At 62.5% G+C, this 18,030-nt stretch carries 17 protein-coding genes and 1 tRNA gene; 3 read left to right on the top strand and 15 right to left on the bottom strand.

Annotated elements, in window-relative coordinates:
* Window positions 1-49: 49 nt before the first annotated feature.
* The 5 genes from ACN9MY_RS04500 to ACN9MY_RS04480 all read right to left on the bottom strand — a co-directional run bounded on the left by ACN9MY_RS04500 (window position 50) and on the right by ACN9MY_RS04480 (window position 4,516).
* Entirely contained in the window at window positions 50-1,000 is a 951-nt protein-coding gene (locus ACN9MY_RS04500) for a ribose-phosphate pyrophosphokinase (protein ID WP_057264651.1), read from the bottom strand.
* A 109-nt stretch (window positions 1,001-1,109) separates the two neighbouring features.
* Window positions 1,110-1,186 (bottom strand) — tRNA-Gln (locus tag ACN9MY_RS04495).
* Window positions 1,187-1,263: 77 nt separating this feature from the next.
* Window positions 1,264-2,142, bottom strand: coding sequence for a 4-(cytidine 5'-diphospho)-2-C-methyl-D-erythritol kinase (gene ispE, locus ACN9MY_RS04490; RefSeq protein ID WP_426320758.1), 879 nt, complete (start codon window positions 2,140-2,142; stop codon window positions 1,264-1,266).
* 2 nt (window positions 2,143-2,144) lie between these two features.
* Window positions 2,145-2,738, bottom strand: coding sequence for a lipoprotein insertase outer membrane protein LolB (locus ACN9MY_RS04485; protein WP_426167843.1), 594 nt, complete (start codon window positions 2,736-2,738; stop codon window positions 2,145-2,147).
* Complete coding sequence (locus ACN9MY_RS04480; protein ID WP_426336873.1) at window positions 2,738-4,516, bottom strand: tetratricopeptide repeat protein; 1,779 nt, start codon at window positions 4,514-4,516, stop codon at window positions 2,738-2,740. Before ACN9MY_RS04480 ends, ACN9MY_RS04485 begins: the two co-directional genes overlap by 1 nt.
* A gap of 63 nt (window positions 4,517-4,579) precedes the next feature.
* On the opposite strand from ACN9MY_RS04480, the gene mutM reads away from it, so the two are divergent.
* The 3 genes from mutM to mutY are packed head-to-tail and all read left to right on the top strand — an operon-like array spanning window position 4,580 to window position 8,456.
* Window positions 4,580-5,413 carry a bifunctional DNA-formamidopyrimidine glycosylase/DNA-(apurinic or apyrimidinic site) lyase gene (gene mutM / locus ACN9MY_RS04475; RefSeq protein ID WP_426167839.1) on the top strand — a complete coding sequence of 278 codons (834 nt, stop codon included), beginning with the start codon at window positions 4,580-4,582 and terminating at the stop codon, window positions 5,411-5,413.
* 10 nt (window positions 5,414-5,423) lie between these two features.
* Window positions 5,424-7,352, top strand: coding sequence for a dynamin family protein (locus tag ACN9MY_RS04470; protein ID WP_426167837.1), 1,929 nt, complete (start codon window positions 5,424-5,426; stop codon window positions 7,350-7,352).
* The gene (gene mutY, locus ACN9MY_RS04465; RefSeq protein WP_426320751.1) at window positions 7,353-8,456 is read left to right on the top strand and encodes an A/G-specific adenine glycosylase; all 1,104 of its coding nucleotides are present in this window, start codon (window positions 7,353-7,355) and stop codon (window positions 8,454-8,456) included.
* 6 nt (window positions 8,457-8,462) lie between these two features.
* Here the strand turns inward: mutY and ACN9MY_RS04460 are convergent, their stop codons facing one another.
* The 10 genes from ACN9MY_RS04460 to ACN9MY_RS04415 form a co-directional block, all read right to left on the bottom strand.
* Window positions 8,463-8,720: a hypothetical protein gene (locus tag ACN9MY_RS04460; protein ID WP_426320749.1), complete on the bottom strand. Its 258-nt coding sequence runs from the start codon at window positions 8,718-8,720 to the stop codon at window positions 8,463-8,465.
* An 85-nt stretch (window positions 8,721-8,805) separates the two neighbouring features.
* Window positions 8,806-9,441: a TMEM175 family protein gene (locus ACN9MY_RS04455; protein ID WP_426320747.1), complete on the bottom strand. Its 636-nt coding sequence runs from the start codon at window positions 9,439-9,441 to the stop codon at window positions 8,806-8,808.
* 59 nt (window positions 9,442-9,500) lie between these two features.
* Window positions 9,501-10,631, bottom strand: a complete 1,131-nt coding sequence (locus ACN9MY_RS04450) for a deoxyguanosinetriphosphate triphosphohydrolase (protein WP_426167829.1) — start codon at window positions 10,629-10,631, stop codon at window positions 9,501-9,503.
* 1 nt (window position 10,632) lies between these two features.
* The gene (aroKB, locus tag ACN9MY_RS04445; RefSeq protein WP_426323682.1) at window positions 10,633-12,252 is read right to left on the bottom strand and encodes a bifunctional shikimate kinase/3-dehydroquinate synthase AroKB; all 1,620 of its coding nucleotides are present in this window, start codon (window positions 12,250-12,252) and stop codon (window positions 10,633-10,635) included.
* Between the two features lie 94 nt (window positions 12,253-12,346).
* Window positions 12,347-12,793 carry an Ig-like domain-containing protein gene (locus tag ACN9MY_RS04440; protein ID WP_426167827.1) on the bottom strand — a complete coding sequence of 149 codons (447 nt, stop codon included), beginning with the start codon at window positions 12,791-12,793 and terminating at the stop codon, window positions 12,347-12,349.
* A gap of 36 nt (window positions 12,794-12,829) precedes the next feature.
* Entirely contained in the window at window positions 12,830-14,998 is a 2,169-nt protein-coding gene (gene pilQ / locus ACN9MY_RS04435) for a type IV pilus secretin PilQ (RefSeq protein ID WP_426167825.1), read from the bottom strand.
* A complete protein-coding gene (locus tag ACN9MY_RS04430; RefSeq protein ID WP_426167823.1) occupies window positions 14,995-15,522 on the bottom strand; it encodes a pilus assembly protein PilP in 528 nt (175 codons plus the stop codon). Before ACN9MY_RS04430 ends, pilQ begins: the two co-directional genes overlap by 4 nt.
* Window positions 15,522-16,205, bottom strand: a complete 684-nt coding sequence (locus ACN9MY_RS04425) for a type 4a pilus biogenesis protein PilO (RefSeq protein WP_426320744.1) — start codon at window positions 16,203-16,205, stop codon at window positions 15,522-15,524. Before ACN9MY_RS04425 ends, ACN9MY_RS04430 begins: the two co-directional genes overlap by 1 nt.
* Window positions 16,206-16,215: 10 nt before the next feature.
* A complete protein-coding gene (locus tag ACN9MY_RS04420) occupies window positions 16,216-16,854 on the bottom strand; it encodes a PilN domain-containing protein (RefSeq protein WP_426167819.1) in 639 nt (212 codons plus the stop codon).
* A complete protein-coding gene (locus tag ACN9MY_RS04415; RefSeq protein WP_426167817.1) occupies window positions 16,854-17,933 on the bottom strand; it encodes a pilus assembly protein PilM in 1,080 nt (359 codons plus the stop codon). The genes ACN9MY_RS04420 and ACN9MY_RS04415 overlap by 1 nt, the downstream gene beginning before the upstream one ends.
* Between the last annotated feature and the right edge of the window lie 97 nt (window positions 17,934-18,030).

Here is an 18,030-nt window from a genome sequence, read left to right as displayed (position 1 = left end):
AGGGCACTTCAAGAAATCGGCCGCGGCTTGCGCCACGGCCGGAAAAACTTTAGTCGACGAACAGGGAGATCACCGAGTCGCCCTTGATGATGCGCTTGAAGGTCTCAGCCAGCAGCGGTGCGCAGGTCAGTTGGCGGATCTTGCCGCAAGCCTTGGCAGCTTCGGACAGCGGGATGGTGTCAGTCACCACCAGCTCGTCCAGCGAAGAGCCGGAGATACGGTCGATTGCCGGACCGGACAGCACCGGGTGCGTGCAGTAAGCGGTTACTTTCTTGGCGCCGCGCTCTTTCAGCACTTCGGCAGCCTTGACCAGGGTACCTGCGGTGTCGACCATGTCGTCCATGATCACGCAGTTACGGCCTTCCACGTCGCCGATGATGTTCATCACTTCGGAAACGTTGGCTTTTGGACGACGCTTGTCGATGATGGCCAGGTCGCAGCCGAGGCGCTTGGCCAGGGCACGGGCACGCACCACACCGCCGACGTCAGGCGACACGACCAGCAGGTCTTGCTCGGCCTTTTTCTGCAGGTCGCCCAGCAGGATTGGCGAAGCGTAAATATTGTCAACCGGGATATCGAAGAAGCCCTGGATCTGGTCTGCGTGCAGGTCCATGATCAGGACGCGCTCGACGCCGGCTTCTTCCAGCATATTGGCAACCACTTTTGCCGAAATGGCCACACGGGCGGAGCGCGGACGGCGATCCTGGCGGGCATAGCCGAAGTAAGGAATTGCAGCGGTGATTCGGCCAGCGGACGCACGTTTCAGGGCATCGACCATCAGGATCAGTTCCATCAGGTTGTCGTTGGTCGGTGCGCAGGTCGATTGCAGCACGAACACGTCTTTACCGCGGACGTTTTCGTTGATTTCGACCATGACTTCGCCGTCCGAGAACTTCGATACGACTGCTTTGCCGAGTGGGATGCCGAGATTTTTTGCGACCCCTTCTGCTAAGGCTGGATTAGCGTTGCCGGTAAAAACCATCAGGTTTTCGTAAGCCATTGGGAGTCCCGAGAGGTAGTGTTGAATTCTTGAGGCACTCCTGCGATACAGGAGCTTTTGTCTTAACCCTGGCTGGAGACTGCTGCCTCGACAGACCCAGGGAAAACGGTGGCAGGGGAACAAGGATTCGAACCTTGGTATGCCGGAATCAAAATCCGGTGCCTTAACCAGCTTGGCGATTCCCCTACTCTCAACTGACTGTCTTCCGTCAGTAGGCCGACATTATATAGCCTATTTCACGAAAAACCAAATCTTTTTACGCTTCACAACTTTGCGATGATCGGATGCTGTTTCAGTGCCCTCGCTTTCCATCCGGTCCAGGCGGCTGGCACTTTCGCAAGCACCGCATCGGCCTGTTCTTCGCTATGGAGGGCGACGAACACACAAGCTCCGGAGCCAGTCATCCTGGCGTCGCCGGCAGCGCCCAGCCATTCTACCGCTTCTGCTACCTGCGGGAATAAGCGGCACGCCACTTGTTGCAAATCGTTCTTCCCGAACTGCCGCAGATCTTGTCGATTTGCATGGTAGCTGGAAAAGTCCGACATCTTAACGGGCGGCGTATCCCTTGTCAAATGCTCGGAGGTAAAAATTTGCGCCGTCGGACAGGCCACGCCGGGCTCGATGACAACATACCAACAGTCAGGCGCATCAACCGCCTGCAGTTCTTCGCCAACGCCTTCGGCAAAGCCGGTCTGGCCAAAGATAAAGAAAGGCACGTCGGCGCCCAGCGGCAAGGCCAGCGCCATCAGCTCTTCGCGCTGCAGTCCTGCAGCCCACAGCTTGTTCAGCGCCATGAAAGTGGTGGCCGCATCGGAAGAGCCGCCGCCCAGTCCGCCGCCCATGGGCAGGATCTTGTCGACCGTGATATTCACGCCTGGCGGCATGGCGCCGGTGCGGCGCAAGACTTCGGCCTGCAGGATGCGGGCAGCGCGGATCACCAGGTCCTGCTCGACGGGCACGCCGGGGATATCGTTGGAGCGATGCAGTTCAGCATCGTCGCGCAGAGAGAAATGCAGGGTATCGCAGCGATCGATGATCTGGAATACCGATTGCAGCAGATGGTAGCCATCGGCGCGGCGGCCATTCACGTGCAGGAACAGGTTCAGCTTGGCCGGAGCCGGGCAGTTCAACAGGCTTTTCATGTTTATTCGGAGATGACGATCCGCAAGGCCATTTGCTGCACATCGCCTCCGCCCGGGTGCTCGGCGTCGATCAGTTTCGGGCGCGGCGGGGAGCTGTCGGGCTGCCAATCCGTATATTGCAGGTGCCAGCCTTCACGCGTGGTCACTTCGCTGTTGGCCGGGCTGGCCGACCATGGCTTGCCGTCGGCAGCGGTGGCGTGGCCCTGCAGCCAGCCGCGCAGGCCTGCTACCGGCAACGCCCATCCCAGCGCACGCGCGCTCAGCGCGTCGATGCTTGGCGCCGTCAGCGGCGGCTTGTTGCCGCCCTGGCGCAACGTGGCGCCCTCCGGCGTCACGCTGATATTGGCCACCTTGCTGCCGAAGGGATCAAACAAGGCGACCTCGGTGCTCTGCGCGTCCTGCTTCCAGTCAAATTTGACGGTGGAGGACTCCGGGTTGCCGTTCTTGATATAGCGCACGTTCAGGCGCCCCGACACGGCCAGGCTGTCGGCGTAGGGCGCGACAACGGCAGCGGATGGCGGCGCAGTTGGCGTGGTGGCGCAGCCGCACAGGATGGCGGCCGCGCCGGCGATGGCGGCGAGTGTCTTGAAGCTCATTAAATTCCTGCGTTGAGGCGCGCCAGCGTGCTGCGCAGCGCGTCGTTTTTTGGATCCTTGTCGCGGGCCTCGCGCCACAGCTTGGCGGCGCCGGCCTTGTCGCCCTGCTTCCACAGCACTTCGCCCAGGTGCACGGCGATTTCTGCATCGCCACGCAGCGCATAGGCCTGGCGCAGCGATTGCTCTGCCTCTTTCAGCTTGCCCATGCGGAACAGCACCCAGCCCATGCTGTCCATGATGTAAGGGTCGCCCGGCGCCATCTTCAGCGCCTTGTCGATCAGCTCATACGCTTCGTCCAGGCGCACATTGCGGTCCGCCAGCGAATAGCCCAGCGCGTTATAGGCGTGGTGGTTGTCGGGCACCGACTCGATCACCTTGCGCAGCGCGGTTTCCATCGCCTCGACCTTGCCCAGCTTTTCCGCGGCCAGCGCGTAGTCGTACATCAGGTCGGGGCTGTTGGGGAAGCGCAGCACGCCATCCTGCAAAGTCTTGAAGGCTTCCACTGCGCGGCCCGAGTCGCGCAGCAACTGGCCTTCCGTTTGCAGGATCTGCACCTGCTCGGCCTGGTCGGCCGGGGCGATCTCTTTTAACTGTGCGCGCGCGCCGTCGACGTCGCCTTTGCGTGCCGTGAGATGAGCGCGTTTCAGGCGAGCCGGCAGGGCGGCGCGGGCATCTTCGCCGTCGATCTTGTCCAGCCATGCCAGCGCGCCATCGAGGTCGCCCTTTTCTTCGGCGATCTGGGCCAGCAGCATCAGCGCCTTGTTCGGGTCGCGCTCAGGATCGGGAGCCGCCTCCAGCACTTCCACATAGCGCTTGAAATAGCCCTCGGCCGCCTTGCTGTCCTGTCCCTGCAGCGCCATGATGCCGAGCGCATACAGGGTGCCCGGATTGTCAGGCTGTTCTTTCAGCAGCAGCAGGAACTGTTCGCGCGCCTGGTCGTACTGCTTCTGCTCCACCAGCAGGCGGGCATAGGCCGAACGCACTTCGCGCGCGGCCGGGTATTTCTGCAGGAACTCGGCGAACAGTTTTTGCGCGCCATCGAGGTCGCCCAGCATTTGCCCCATGGTCAGCGTGGCCAGTTCCGAGTCGGGCCTGATCGCCACGGCTTTCTTCGCTTCCTCGCGCGCCCGCTCGGCATCGCTGGCGGCGCTGGCGCCTTGCGCCAGCACCAGGTGGGCTTCCTGCGTATTCAGGTAGGGCTGCAGGACGCGCTCCATCAGCCCGAAGGCGGCAGCCTTGTCCTTTGCGCGCAGCAGGAATTGCTGCATCTGGAACATCAGCAGCGGGCGGCCCGTCGGCGGCGAAGCTTTCAGGCGCTGCGCGAACAGGGTTTCCGCCTCGCCCAGGTCGTCGCCCAGGACGGCAAAACCGAGGAAATACTGTGCGGCCTCGTCGGAATCGGGCGCGAGTTCGCGCCACAGGCGGATCGCTGCCAGCGCTTCATTGCCCTGCTTGGCCGACAGCGCCATTTCGGAAGCGCGGCGCGCCAGGCGCGGGTCGCGCGTCTGCTGTGCCAGCACCATCATGGTCACATAGGCGCTTTGCCACTGGCCGCGTTTGAAATCGAGTTCGGCCTTGGTCAGCTTGTAGAACAAATCGCTGGTCAGTTCGACGTTGGGCAGCTTTTCGTCGAGCCTGGCGGCCTTGGCAATGGCATCGGCGGCCGGCGTGGCCGGCGCCACGGGTGCTGCGGGCTCAGGCGCAGCCTGTTCCGGTGGCACGACTGCGCAGGCGGACACGAGGGCCGACAGGGTTACAATGGCGAATGCGTTTTTCAAAGGAAGATCCTGCAAATCGGGCTCAAGACTTGATTCTACGCCAACCTGCAAGAAACCACCCTCATGCCTGAATTACCAGAAGTAGAAGTCACCCGGCGCGGCGTCGCACCCCATCTCGAAGGCCGTATCGTGCGCGACGTGGTGCTGCGCCGCGAAGGCTTGCGCTGGCCCTTCCCGGACGACTTGCCGGCGCTGCTGGCCGGCCGCCGCATCGTCGCGACCGGCCGCCGCGGCAAGTACCTGCTGCTGCAATTCGAGCATGGCTCGCTGATCATCCACCTTGGCATGAGCGGCCACCTGCGCGTGCTGCCAACCGGCATTCCGCCGGAAAAACATGATCATTTCGACATGATGGTGGAAGGCGCCGATGGCAGGCAGGTGTTGCGCCTGACCGATCCGCGCCGTTTCGGCGCCGTGCTGTGGCACGCGGCGGAAGACGGCGCACTGGAAGAGCACCTGCTGCTGCGCGGCCTGGGCGTGGAGCCGCTGGGCCCGCTATTTACCGGCAAGCTGCTGTTCGAACAGACCCGTACCCGCGGCGCGGCCATCAAGCAAGTGCTGATGGCCGGCGACATCGTGGTCGGGGTGGGCAATATCTACTGCTCTGAAAGCCTGTTTCGCGCCGGGATCAACCCGAAAACCGCAGCCAACCGCATCAGTGCCGCCCGCTACGACCGCCTGGCGCAGGCCATCCGCGACGTGCTGGCTGAGGCAATTGTGCAAGGAGGCAGCACTTTGCGCGACTTTATCGGGGTAAATGGACAATCAGGGTATTTCCAACAGACATATTTCGTCTATGATCGTGCTGGTGTGCCCTGCCGTTGTTGCGGCGCGCCTGTGCGCCAGATCAAGCAGGGCCAAAGATCCACTTTTTATTGTGTAAATTGCCAGAAATAACGAGAAGCTAATGGTACGGGACCTGGAACAATACAGCCAATGGCGCCAAGGCGTCATGGGCGCCGTCGCAAACTACCGAGACTGGATCGTGCAGGCCGATCTGTCCGATGCCGCGACCGAACAGCGCCTGGCGCAAACGCTGTCCAAACTGGCCGACGACAAGCTGTCGGTGGCCTTTGTGGCGGAATTTTCGCGCGGCAAATCCGAACTGATCAATTCGATCTTCTTCGCCGATTTCGGCCAGCGCATCCTGCCGTCGGCAGCCGGCCGCACCACGATGTGCCCGACCGAGCTGATGTACGACCCGGCCTACCCTGCCTGCATCCGCCTGCTGCCGATCGAAACGCGCGCCGAAAACCTGTCGACCAGCGACTACCGCGACGAGCCGCATGCCTGGACCGTGCTGCCGCTGCAGCTCGATTCCGCGGAACAGATGCAGGAAGTGTTCAAGCAGGTCAGCCTGACCCGCCACGTGCCGGTGGAAGAAGCCAAGCGCTACGGCCTGTACGACGAGAACGATCCCGACATGGGCGCCACGCTGGACAACAATGGCCTGGTCGAGATTTCGCAGTGGCGCCACGCCATCATCAACTTCCCGCACCCGCTGCTGAAGCAGGGCCTGGTGATCCTCGATACGCCGGGCCTGAACGCCATCGGTACCGAACCGGAACTGACGCTGAACATGATCCCGCACGCGCACGCCGTGCTGTTCATCCTGGCCGCCGACACCGGCGTCACCAAGAGCGACATCGAAGTATGGCGCACCCACATCGGCAATGGCGCCGGGCGCATGGTGGTGCTGAACAAGATCGACTCCATGTGGGATCCGCTGCGTACCGAAGAAGAAATCGAAGCCGCCATCGCGCGCCAGCGCGAGCACGCAGCCCATATGCTGGGCCTTGACGCGCGCCAGGTATTCCCGGTCTCGGCGCAGAAAGCGCTGCTGGGCAAGATCACCGGCGACCATGACCTGGTGCACAAGAGCCGCATGAAGCAGCTGGAGAGCGCGCTGTTCAACGAACTGATCCCGGCCCGCAAGGACATCATCCGCCGTCGCCTGGGCGACGAACTGGCGGCACTGAGCGGCGCCCAGTACGCGGCGCTGTCGGCCAAGACGCGCGGCATCGTCGAGCAACTGCTGGAGCTGAAAGGCCTGCGCGGCAAGAACCAGTCGGTGATCGCGCACATGGCGCGCCGCGTCGAAGCCGAGAAAAAGGAATTCGACGAAAGCCTGTTCAAGCTGCAGGCCACGCGCGCGGTGTTCACCCGCTTGTCCACCGAGCTGTATTCCAGCCTGGGCATGGGCATCCTGCGCGACAACCTGATCAAGGCGCGTTCGGAAATGCAGAACAGCCGCTTCACCACCGGCCTGCGCGATGCCATCAAGGTGTACTTCGACAGCATCCACGCCAACCTGGATGAATCGGAGCGCAAGATCGAAGAGATCCGCAGCATGATGGAAACCATGTACAAGAAGTTCTCGACGGAGCACGGCCTGACCCTGCCGATGCCGATGGCCTTCTCGCTGGCCAAGTACCGCGATGAAATCAATGAAGCCCACGGCATCTACGAGAAGCAGTTCGGTACCGCCGTCATGCTGACCACTTCGCGCGTGGTGCTGATGGAGCGCTTCTTCGATTCGGTGGCATCGGCCGTCAAGCGCTGCTTCAAGGCCGCCAATGCCGATACCGATGCCTGGCTGAAGGTCATCATGGCGCCGCTGGAAGCGCAGATCCGCCAGCACAAGGAGCAGCTGAAGCACCGCCAGCAGTCGATCGCACGCATCCACGATGCGACCGATACGCTGGAGCAGAAGATCGAGGCCTTCGAAACCACCCAGGCCGAGCTGGAGGCGCAAAAGGCCAAGCTGGCCGCGCTGGCCGCCGCCATCAACGATGCGATCTCGGCCGAGCATGTAGTACTGGAGGCAGCGGCGTAATTGCAGTACGAAGACCCGAGCTTTTCTGCCACGCTGGTTGCGTGGCAGAAGAAACATGGCCGCCACGACCTGCCGTGGCAGAACACCCGCGATGCCTACCTGGTGTGGCTGTCCGAGATCATGCTGCAGCAGACGCAGGTTTCGGCAGTGCTGGGTTATTACGCGCGCTTCCTGCTGCGCTTCCCTACCCTCGCTTCGCTGGCCGCCGCTCCCGTTGAAGACGTGATGGCGCAGTGGGCCGGCCTTGGGTACTACACGCGCGCGCGCAACCTGCACAAGTGCGCGCAGCGCGTGGTGGCTGAATACGGCGGCGTATTTCCTGCCGATCCTGCCTTGCTGGCCGAATTGCCTGGCATCGGACGCTCCACCGCCGCCGCCATTGCCGCCTTCTCCGCCGGCCGCCGCGCCGCCATCATGGACGGCAATGTGAAGCGCGTATTCGCGCGCGTGTTCGGCATCGATACTTATCCCGGCGAACGCAAGACAGAAGAAGCCATGTGGGCACGCGCGGAAGCGCTGGCGCCGGCCGAGGACATCGAGGCCTACACGCAAGGCTTGATGGACATGGGAGCGACGCTGTGCACGCGCAGCAGCCCTTCCTGCGAACGCTGTCCCATGCAGCCGCGCTGCGTCGCCTTCGCCACCGGGCGCACGGCCGAACTGCCGGTGCGCAAGCCGAAGAAGGCCACGCCGGAGAAAGTGGCGCACATGCTGCTGCTGGTGGACCGCGGCCAGGTGCTGCTGGAACAGCGCCCGGCCGCCGGCATCTGGGGCGGCCTGCTGTCCCTGCCTGAACTGGCAGGCCACGCGGCCTTCGCCGCGCAGGACGCCGGGCCTGATGATTCAGCTGTCGCTGCCGCGGTGCAGCCGTTTGGCGTGATGGAATCGCTGGAACGCCTGCTGCCGGTAGTGCACGTCTTCACGCATTACAAGCTGCACATCCACCCGCTGCTGGTCAGCCTCTCAAGCCGCGCCGCCCTGGCCGGCGAAGGCCGCTATACCTGGCTTGATGCCGCCGTCCTGCCCGGCGCGGCCCTGCCCGCGCCCATCAAGAAGCTCGCGCTCGACCTGCTCGGCGAGCGCAGCCAGGCGCGCATGTTCTGACAGCAGTTATGACATGAACAGCTTGGCAACGCTCAATGCGGTTCCGATCACGCTGACGATACTTGCTGCCATCGCGCCGATCACCCATTTGATCAGGCGGGTCTCCATTTGCGCCATTTGCGTGCCCATGCGCGCCAGCTGCGTTTCCAGCTTCGCAAGGTCTTCTTTTGTCGCGTAGTTGGACATGATGACGGCGACGTTTTGCTCGAGTGCTGCAAAGCGTCGCTCATGTTCCAGGCCGGACTTTTCTTGTTCCTCGATCACCTACGCCTCCCAAGTCCCATCATCGTCCCTGGAAGCCGGTCTTTCAAGCAGGCCCAGGTGCGAATCGGCTTGAGCCAGCGCAAACTTAGCGCAGGCGGCGCGTCAGCAAGTTGCTCAAGGGGCGCGCGAGGAACAGCAGCAGGAAGGCCGAGTTGGCAATGCCGGCGACCTGGCCGGCCACCACGACGGTCACGATGGCGATGACGACCATGATGCCGGTGCGGGTGCATGCCGCAACATAGGTCGCCTTGTCCATCGGATGCGCGCACAACTCTGGATGGCGGTAAATGCGCGTGGCGACCAGCAGCGAGCCGATCGACATCAGGCACATCACTCCCGCATACACCGCTTGCGCCAGTTGCGACAGGTAGCGGCTGTTTACTGCGGAAGCGAAGGGCAGCAGGCTGGCGCCTGCCAGCAACAGGATGGTGTACCACAGCAAAGGCGTATCCACATGGCGCACATAGCTGAACAGGCGATGGTTGGCGGTCCAATAGAGCGCCAGTACCAGGAAACTCAACACCCAAGAGATGAAGGTCGGCGCCAATTCCTGCAAGACTCCCAGCAATTCGGCGCTGTTATGCGTAGTGGCGTGTTCCGGCAAACGCAATTCGATCACCAGCAGCGTCATGGTGACGGCGAAGATGCCGTCAACCAGGGCTTCGATGCGGTGCTTGCTGAGTTGTGGGGTGGTGGCAGTGGAGGCAGTGATGTCGGTCATGGTTCTTCTGGCAAGTTTAGCTTGCCAGAAGATTAACCTGTGACGTACACCGATGCAAGCTAGAGGTTTTCCAGCGAATAGATGCGGCGGTGCTCGGCGATGGCATAACGGTCGGTCATGCCGGCTATGTAGTCTGCCACGCGGCGCGCCTGTCCGGTCACATCGCCGCGCTCGGTGCGGTAATCGGGCGGCAGCAGCGACGGGTCGGCGGTGAACGCTTCATACAGCTCGCGCACCATGCGGCTGGCCTTCAGGCGCATGCGGTTGACCTTGTAGTGGCGGTACAGGTTCTCGTGCAGGAAGCGCTTGAGCTCCGTGGCATCCTTGCGCATCTGGTCGGAAAAGCGGATCAGCGGCGGCGCGGCGCGCACGTCTTCCATGCTTTGCGGATGGTGCGCGGCGATGCGCTCCTGCGAGGTGGCGATCAGGTTGTCGGCCAGGGCGGTGATCAGGCGGCGCAGCGTTTCGTAGATGGCGCGGCGGCCGGCCAGACCCGGGTGCGCATCCTGTACCTCGCGCCACAGGCGGCCGAAGAATTCCACTTCCTCCAGCTGCGCAATGGAGATCAGGCCGGAACGCAGGCCGTCATCGATATCGTGGCTGTTGTAGGCGATTTCGTCGGCCAGGTTGGTCAGCTGCGCTTCCAGCGAAGGCTGGGTCTTGTCGAGGAAGCGCTGGGCGACGTCGCCCAGCAGGCGGGCATGATTGACCGAGCAGTGCTTCAGGATGCCTTCGCGCGTTTCGAACATCAGGTTCAGGCCATCGAAAGCACCATACTGTTCCTCCAGCAGGTCGACCACGCGCAAGCTTTGCAGGTTGTGCTCGAAGCCGCCATGCTCCTTCATGCATTCGTGCAGCACGTCCTGCCCCACATGGCCGAACGGCGTGTGGCCCAGGTCGTGCGCCAGCGCGATGGCTTCCACCAGGTCTTCGTTCAGGCGCAGGTTGCGCGCCAGCGAACGGCCGATCTGGGCTACTTCCAGGCTGTGCGTCAGGCGGGTACGAAACAGGTCACCCTCGTGGTTGAGGAAGACCTGGGTCTTGTATTCGAGCCGGCGGAAGGCGGTCGAATGGATGATGCGGTCGCGGTCGCGCTGGAACTGCGAACGCGAGGCATGCGGTGTTTCGGGAAAGCGGCGGCCGCGCCCCTTGTCCGAATGTGCTGCGTAGGGGGCGAGCGTCTCTTCCATATTACTCCGTGCAGGCGGCCAGGGTTTGCAGCAGCAGGTCTTGCGGCGCCGTCGTGATGCGCGCCTTGCCAAGCGGATCGAGCAGGATGAACTTGATCGCCCCGCCCTCGTTTTTCTTGTCCACCTCCATCAGTTCCAGCCAGCGTTCGGCGCCCAGGTCCGGCGCCGCGATCGGCAGGCCGGCGGCGGACACCAGGTCGCGGATGCGTTCCACCGTGGCGGCGTCGATGAAGCCCAGGCGCTGCGACAGGTCGGCCGCCATCACCATGCCGCAGCCGACCGCTTCGCCGTGCAGCCAGGCGCCATAGCCCATGCCTGCCTCGATGGCGTGGCCAAAGGTATGGCCGAAATTCAGGATCGCGCGCAGGCCGCCTTCGCGTTCATCCTGGCGCACCACATCGGCCTTGATCTCGCAGGAGCGCGCGATGGCGTAGGCCAGCGCGCCCTTGTCGCGCGCCATCAGCAGGCCCATGTTCGCTTCGATCCATTCGAAGAACGGCACGTCGATGATGCAGCCGTACTTGATCACTTCCGCCAGGCCGGCCGACAGTTCGCGCACCGGCAGCGTTTCCAGCGTGGTGGTGTCGGCGATCACCGCCTTCGGCTGGTAGAAGGCCCCAATCATGTTCTTGCCCTGCGGGTGGTTGATGCCAGTCTTGCCGCCGACCGAGGAATCGACCTGGGACAGCAGGGTGGTCGGCACCTGCACGAAGTCGACTCCGCGCATATAGGAGGCGGCGGCATAGCCGGTCATGTCGCCGATCACGCCGCCGCCCAGCGCCACCAGGGTGGTCTTGCGGTCGGCCTTGCTGGCCAGCAGGGCGTCGAACACCTTCATCAGCGATTCCCAGTGCTTGTGCTCCTCGCCGTCCGGCAGCACCACTTCGATCACCTCCTTGCCGGCGGCGGCCAGCGGCGCGCGTACGCGCTCCATGTATAGCGGCGCCACGGTGTCGTTGGAGACGATGGCGACTTTCTTGCCGCCCACGTATTTGGCCAGCAGGCCGGCATCGTCCAGCAGCGCAGGGCCGATGGCGATCGGATAACTGCGCTCGGCCAGGTCGACGTTGAGCAGGATGTTGGTTTGTTCGTTCATCGCGGGTTGTGCTTTGGTGATGCAATTGGGCGCGGCCTGGCAGGCCAGCGCATCGAGCTGGTTGATGATGTTCTGCACCATCGATTGTACGTTGGGGCGGCCGGTGTCGATGACCAGGTCGGCCATGTCCATGTACAGCGGCTCGCGCTGCGCCAGCAGTTCTTCGAGTTTCTTGCGGGGGTCGGCCGTTTGCAGCAAGGGCCGGTTCTTGTCGTGCGCGGTACGCGCCAGGATCGAGTTGATCGACGCACGCAGGTAGATGACGGTGCCGCGCTGTTGCAGCAGGGTGCGGCTGTCCTCGTTGAGGATGGCGCCGCCGCCGGTGGCCAGCACGATGCCTTGCTGGCTGGTCAGTTCGCGGATGACTTCCGCTTCGCGCCGGCGAAAGGCCGGCTCGCCTTCGATCTCGAAGATCCAGGGAATGGAAGCGCCGGTGCGGCTTTCGATCTCATGATCGGAATCGACAAACCGCAAGCCCAGCTTGCGGGCCAGTTGGCGACCTATGGTCGTCTTGCCAGCCCCCATCAATCCGACTAAGTATACATTTTGCATTCACGCATGATAGCGCAAATTACACTGCAGCAGCCTGCCGCCGGGCAGGCGCTGCAGTGGGTGCCGCTTATACCGTCTTGACGGTAATGGTGTTGGTGCTGACGTGGTCGACGCCTTTGACGCCGGCGGAAATCTTGATTTCCAGGCCAGCCGGCTGGTTAACGCCTTTCACGCTCAGCTTCTCGCTGACCTGGCCATTGCTGTCCGTGGTCGCACCGCTGTTGCTGATGGTGCCTGCAGAGGTACTGAACAGTACAGTTGCGCCAGGCACGGCCTGGTTGCCGCCATCCTTGACGGTGGCAGTAATCGTCACTTCCGTGCCGTCGACGCCAGAGGCGGCAATGGTATCGGAGCTGGAACTCACCACCACACTGGAGGCCTTCGGCGTCAGCGGATCGGGATTGGTGGGGCTGACGCCAGGGTTGCCGCCGCCGCCGCCGCAAGCTGCCAGCAGGCTGGCGCAAGCCAGCGCGCCAACCAGGCCGGACAGTTTTCGGAATACTACGTTTGCCATGTTCTTTCCTTTATTCTGATGACACTATGTTTCGCCTCAACGCGCGGACAGGCGGTCGGTAACGATCTTTGGCGTAATGAAGACCAGCAGTTCGGTCTTGTCATTGACGCGCGTATTCGATTTGAACAGGTTGCCAAGGATCGGCACATCGCCCAGTACTGGCACCTTGCTCGTGGTGTTGCGCTCGACCTGCTGATAGATACCGCCCAGCACCACGGTGCCGCCGTTTTCCACCATCACCTGGGTCTTGACGTGCTTGGTATCGATGGCGAAACCGGCGCGGGTTTCCTGGCCCACCGAGTCCTTGTTCACGTCAACATCCAGCACCACATTGCCGTCCGGCGTAATCTGCGGGACCACATCCAGCTTCAGGTTGGCCTTGCGGAACACGATCGAGGTCGCGCCGGAAGAAGTCGCCACCTGGTATGGCAGTTCCACGCCCTGCTCGATCACGGCAGGAGCCTTGTCGGCGGTCACCACACGCGGGCTGGAGATGATCTTGCCGGCGCCGTCAGCTTCGAGTGCCGACAGTTCCAGGTTCAGGAAGCGGTTGGCAGCCGAATTGAACAGGCTGACTGCCAGGCTGCCAGCCTGCGCGCCGTTGATCGATGCCGCTGGCAGGTTGATGAACTGGGTATTGTTGTAGGAACCCTGGCCATCATCCACTTTTACAATGCCTTGTGCCTGGCCCATGCCGGTGATGTTGCCGGTCAGGCCAACGCGGTTGTTGCCGTTGCCGACACCCCAGCCGGCGTCGCCGCCGCGGATGGCGCGCATGTCGGCAAAGCCCAGCTTGGCGCCCAGGTTGCGGGTAAAGGTATCGGACGCTTCCACGATACGCGCTTCGATCAGCACTTGCTTGGTGGCGATGTCGGTCTTCTGGATCAGCTTGCGCACTTCTTCCAGTTTGGACGCGATATCGGTCACGAACAGCTGGTTGGTGCGCGTTTCGATGATGGCGCTGCCGCGCTTGGACAGGATGCGGTTCTTCGTGTCGCCGCCGCCTTCAATGCCGAACACGGTCTTGAATGCTTCCGCCTTCTGGTAGTTAAGCTGGAAGATTTCGGACTTGAGCGGCTCCAGGTCGGCGATCTGGGCCTTCTGCTCCAGCTCCAGCTTTTCCTTGGTCAGCAATTCTTCCTTCGGCGCGATCCACAGCACGTTGCCGTTCTTGCGCATGTCCAGGCCCTTGGCTTGCAGCACCACATCCAGCGCCTGGTCCCAAGGCACTTCCTTCAGGCGCAGGGTCAGGTTGCCCTGCACGCTGTCGCTGGTGATGATGTTCAGGCCCGAGATATCGGCAATGGCCTGCAGCGCAGCGCGCACTTCCACGTTCTGGAAGTTGAACGAGAGCTTCTCGCCGCGGTAGCCCTGGCTGCCTTGCACCAGCTTGTTCGGGTCTTCCTTGATCGGCTTGACGTCCACCACCAGCTGGGTGTCGCTCTGGTACACGCTCTGCTCCCACAGGCCGTGCGCTTCCACGGTCATGCGCACATTGTCGCCGTGCGGCACGGTGGTGATGCGGTTGACCGGGGTGCCGAAATCGGTCACGTCCAAGCGGCGGCGCAGTGTATCCGGCACGGTAGTCTTGAGGAAGTCCACCACGACGCCGGTCGGGGTCTGGCGCACGTCGACGGCAACCTGGTTGTTCGGCAGGTCGATCACCACGCGGCCTTCGCCGTTGTTACCGCGGCGGAAGTCGATATCGCGCAGCGCTTGCTTGCCGACAATTACCGGCGCGGCAGGCTTGGCTGCCGCGACCGGCAGGCCGCGCGCGTCAACTGCCTGCGCCACGCCGCCGGAAGCATCAATGGTCAGGATCACGTTCTTGCCGTCGATGGCGGTGGCGTAGTTCAGCGTGCGCTTCAGGTTGAACACCAGGCGCGAACGATCACCAGCCTGCACCACGTTGACGCTGGCCAGGTCGCCCATATTCAGGTCCTGGCTGGTCTTGCCGGTAGCATTGCTGGTCTGGCCGAAATCGAGCGCGATACGGGCCGGGTTGGTGATGGCAAAGCCGATCGGCAGCTTTTGCGGCGTATCCTTCATTGCGATCTTCACGATCACATTGCTGCCCTGCTGGTTGGCCGTGATCGATTCGATCGCGTTGCCTTGCTGGGCCTGCGCAACGGCTGCGCTGCCGGCCAGGGCCAGCACTACGCTAGCCTGGCGGCACAAGCGCTTCAGGGTTCTGATGGCGATCATTTGGAGCTCTCCTTACTTTCCTGCAGTTCCAGCTTCGACATGCGCTCGACCCAGTCGCCGGCCGCATCCTGAACAATTTCACGCACCGTGATCGCGTCATCCGTGACCCCGGTGATCAAACCATAATTCTGTCCCACGTACTGTCCCTTCTTGACCTGGTAGACGGTGCGGTCGATCTGCACCAGGCCATTCACCACATTGTTCTTTTCCATGGTGCCGACCATCTTCATGGCATCCAGCGGGAAGCTTTCGAGGAATTCCTTGCGCCGGTTCTGGTCCGGCGCCTGGGAACTGCCTGCGCGGCTCTTGGCCAGTTCGGTCAGCAGCTTGCTGGCGTTGAAGGGATCAAGCACGTCGCCGGCCACGTAGGCAAAAGGCACGAAGGTCTTCGGTTCCTGCAGCGGCTTGACGGTCGGCTTGGTCTGGGCCTCGGTTTCCTTCATCCAGGTACGCACCTGCTGCACGTCGCTCTCACCGCAGGCGGTCAGCAGCAGGGCACAGGCGAGGGGGGCAAACTTCTTCATTACTTCTTACCTCCCTTTTTCTTCTCGTTGGCCGCCTTGCGCTGCTCGGCCACTTCCTCTGCATCAAGATAGCGGAAGGTCTTGGCGATGGCATTCAATTGCAGCACGCCGGCTGGCAACTCCTTGCCCTCCTTGGGCTTGATATCCAGCGAGACGTTGTTCAGCGTGACGATACGCGCCATGCCTGCCAGGTCGCCGGCGAAAGCCCCAAGATCGTGGTAGCTGCCATTGACGCGCAGCTCGATCGGTTGCTCGGCGTAGTAATCCTTGACTTCGACACGGTTCGGCTTGAACAGTTCAAAAGTCAGGCCGCGGCCGGTACCGGCATTGTTGATGTCCGACAGCAGGGCCGCCATTTCTGCCTTGCCCGGCAGTTGCTTCTCCATCTGCACCACGTACTTGTCGACCTGTTCCTTCTGGCGCTTGAGCTCCTCGAGGTTGACCGCCTGGGCGATCTTCAGCTTGTATTCGTCGCGCAGCTTTTGCTCCTGCTGCGCGCCCGCTTCCAGCTCCTCGTACTGGGACTCCCAGTACAGGAAATAGCCGGCAGCGACGGCCAGAGCCGCCACGCCCAGCGCAAGCAGCACGCGCGGCAGGATCGGCCACAGGCCCGGGTGCACCCCGTTCAGGTCCCTGAACTGGGCCTTGAGCACCTCATCTAAATGTTTCAAATCAGTTGCCATGGTTATGTTCTCAGGACTTGGCTGCGGCATTCGGCGTGGCGCCAGGTTTGGCGCCCGGCTTGCCGTCCGGGTTTTCGTCCTTGTCGCGCGGACGTTTGATCATGACGGACAGCTGGAACTCGACGATGGCGCGGCCGCTCGACTTGTCCTTGCCGCCGATCGTGCCGGCCTTGACTTCGACCAGTTCCGGACGTTCCAGCCACGGCGAATTGCCGGACAGGTTGCGCAGCAGCTCGGACACCCGTTCCTGCGACTGGGCACTGCCGGTCAGCGTGACTTTTTGGCCTTCCTGCTTGACGGACTTCAAGAACACGCCCGGTGGCGTCTGCTTGACCAGTTCATCCATCAGGTAGACCGGCTGGTTGCGGTCAGCCTGCAAGTCTTCCACCGCTTGCTGGCGCGCCTTCAGCGCGTCGATTTCCTGGCGCAGCGTGGAAATTTCCACGATTTTCTTGTCCAGTTCAGCGATGGCGCCCTTCAGTTCACCGTTGCGCAAGTCCTGGATCGAAATGGCACGGGCGTTATAGCCGCCCACCATCAGCACGACCGTCGCGCCGGCGATGGCGCCGATGCCAAGCATTGCGTAAAAGGCTTTTTTGCGCAGCGCGCGTTTTTCCTCCCGGTGCGGGAGAAGGTTAATGCGTATCATCAGCCGAACCTCCGCATGGCTAGGCCGCAGGCCACCAGGTATGCCGGCGCATCGTTGCGCAGCGCCTGTTCACGCACGCCGGACGCCAGCTGCATGCCCTTGAACGGCGAAATGACGGCGCTGGAAATACGGGTGCGGCTGGCGATCATGTCCAGCAAGCCCGGCAACACGGCGCAGCCGCCCGCCAGGAAAATCTGGTCGATCTTGGTAAACGGCGTCGACGTGAAGAAGAACTGGATCGCGCGCGTCACTTCCAGCGCGGCGCCTTCCAGCCACGGTGCGAGCACATCGGACTGGTAGTTCTCCGGCAGGTCGCCGGCCTTCTTGCGCGCCTCGGCCTCTTCGAAAGCCAGGCCGTAGGAACGCACGATATCCTGGGTCAGCGAATTGCCGCCGAACGGCTGCTCGCGCTCATAGACCGTCGTGCCATCGAGCATCACCGAAATCTGGGTCGACACGGCGCCGATCTGGAACAGCGCAATCACCTGGCCGGCGCCGGCATTCGGCAGCTGCGAGGTGACGTGGTCCAGCGCCGCTCGCGCGGCATACGATTCGACGTCCACCACCGATGCTTTCAGGCCGGCCTCTTCAGCAATCGCCACGCGGTCGACGACCTTTTCGCGACGTGCCGCAGCCAGCATGACTTCGATGTCTTCCGTCGAATTGGCAACCGGCCCGATCACGTCGAAGTCCAGGCTCACCTCGTCGAGTGCAAACGGGATGTACTGGGCAGCTTCGGACTCGACCTGCATCTCCAGCTGCTGCTCCGACAAACCGGCCGGCAGCACGATTTTCTTGGTAATCACGGAAGCAGGCGGCATGCCCAGCGCGACGTGTTTGGCGCGCGTGCCGCTTTTCTTGATCAGGCGGCGCACCGCCTCGACCACTTGCTCCATATTTTCAATATTGCCGTCGGCGACTGCGCCGCGCGGCAGGGGCTCCGAGGCGCACCGGTCAAGGCGCATGCCGTCCTTGCCCGCTTCGGACAATTCCACCATACGCACACTCGAGGTGCTGATATCTAAGCCAACCAGCGGGCCCTGGGCGCCGCCAAACAGGGCTTTCAGGTCCAATGACATGGATGCACTCCTGACAACTCCATAGACATTTACATATCCAAATTCGTTTAAAAACCCGTGTTTAGACCGCAAACATGAGACAGTACATTAGATGCTA

Origin of the sequence: Pseudoduganella sp. R-31 (assembly GCF_049913235.1) — a bacterium.
GTDB lineage: Bacteria > Pseudomonadota > Gammaproteobacteria > Burkholderiales > Burkholderiaceae_D > Rugamonas.
Note: the sequence above shows the minus strand (reverse complement) of the source record. Positions and strands in the feature narration are given on the sequence as shown.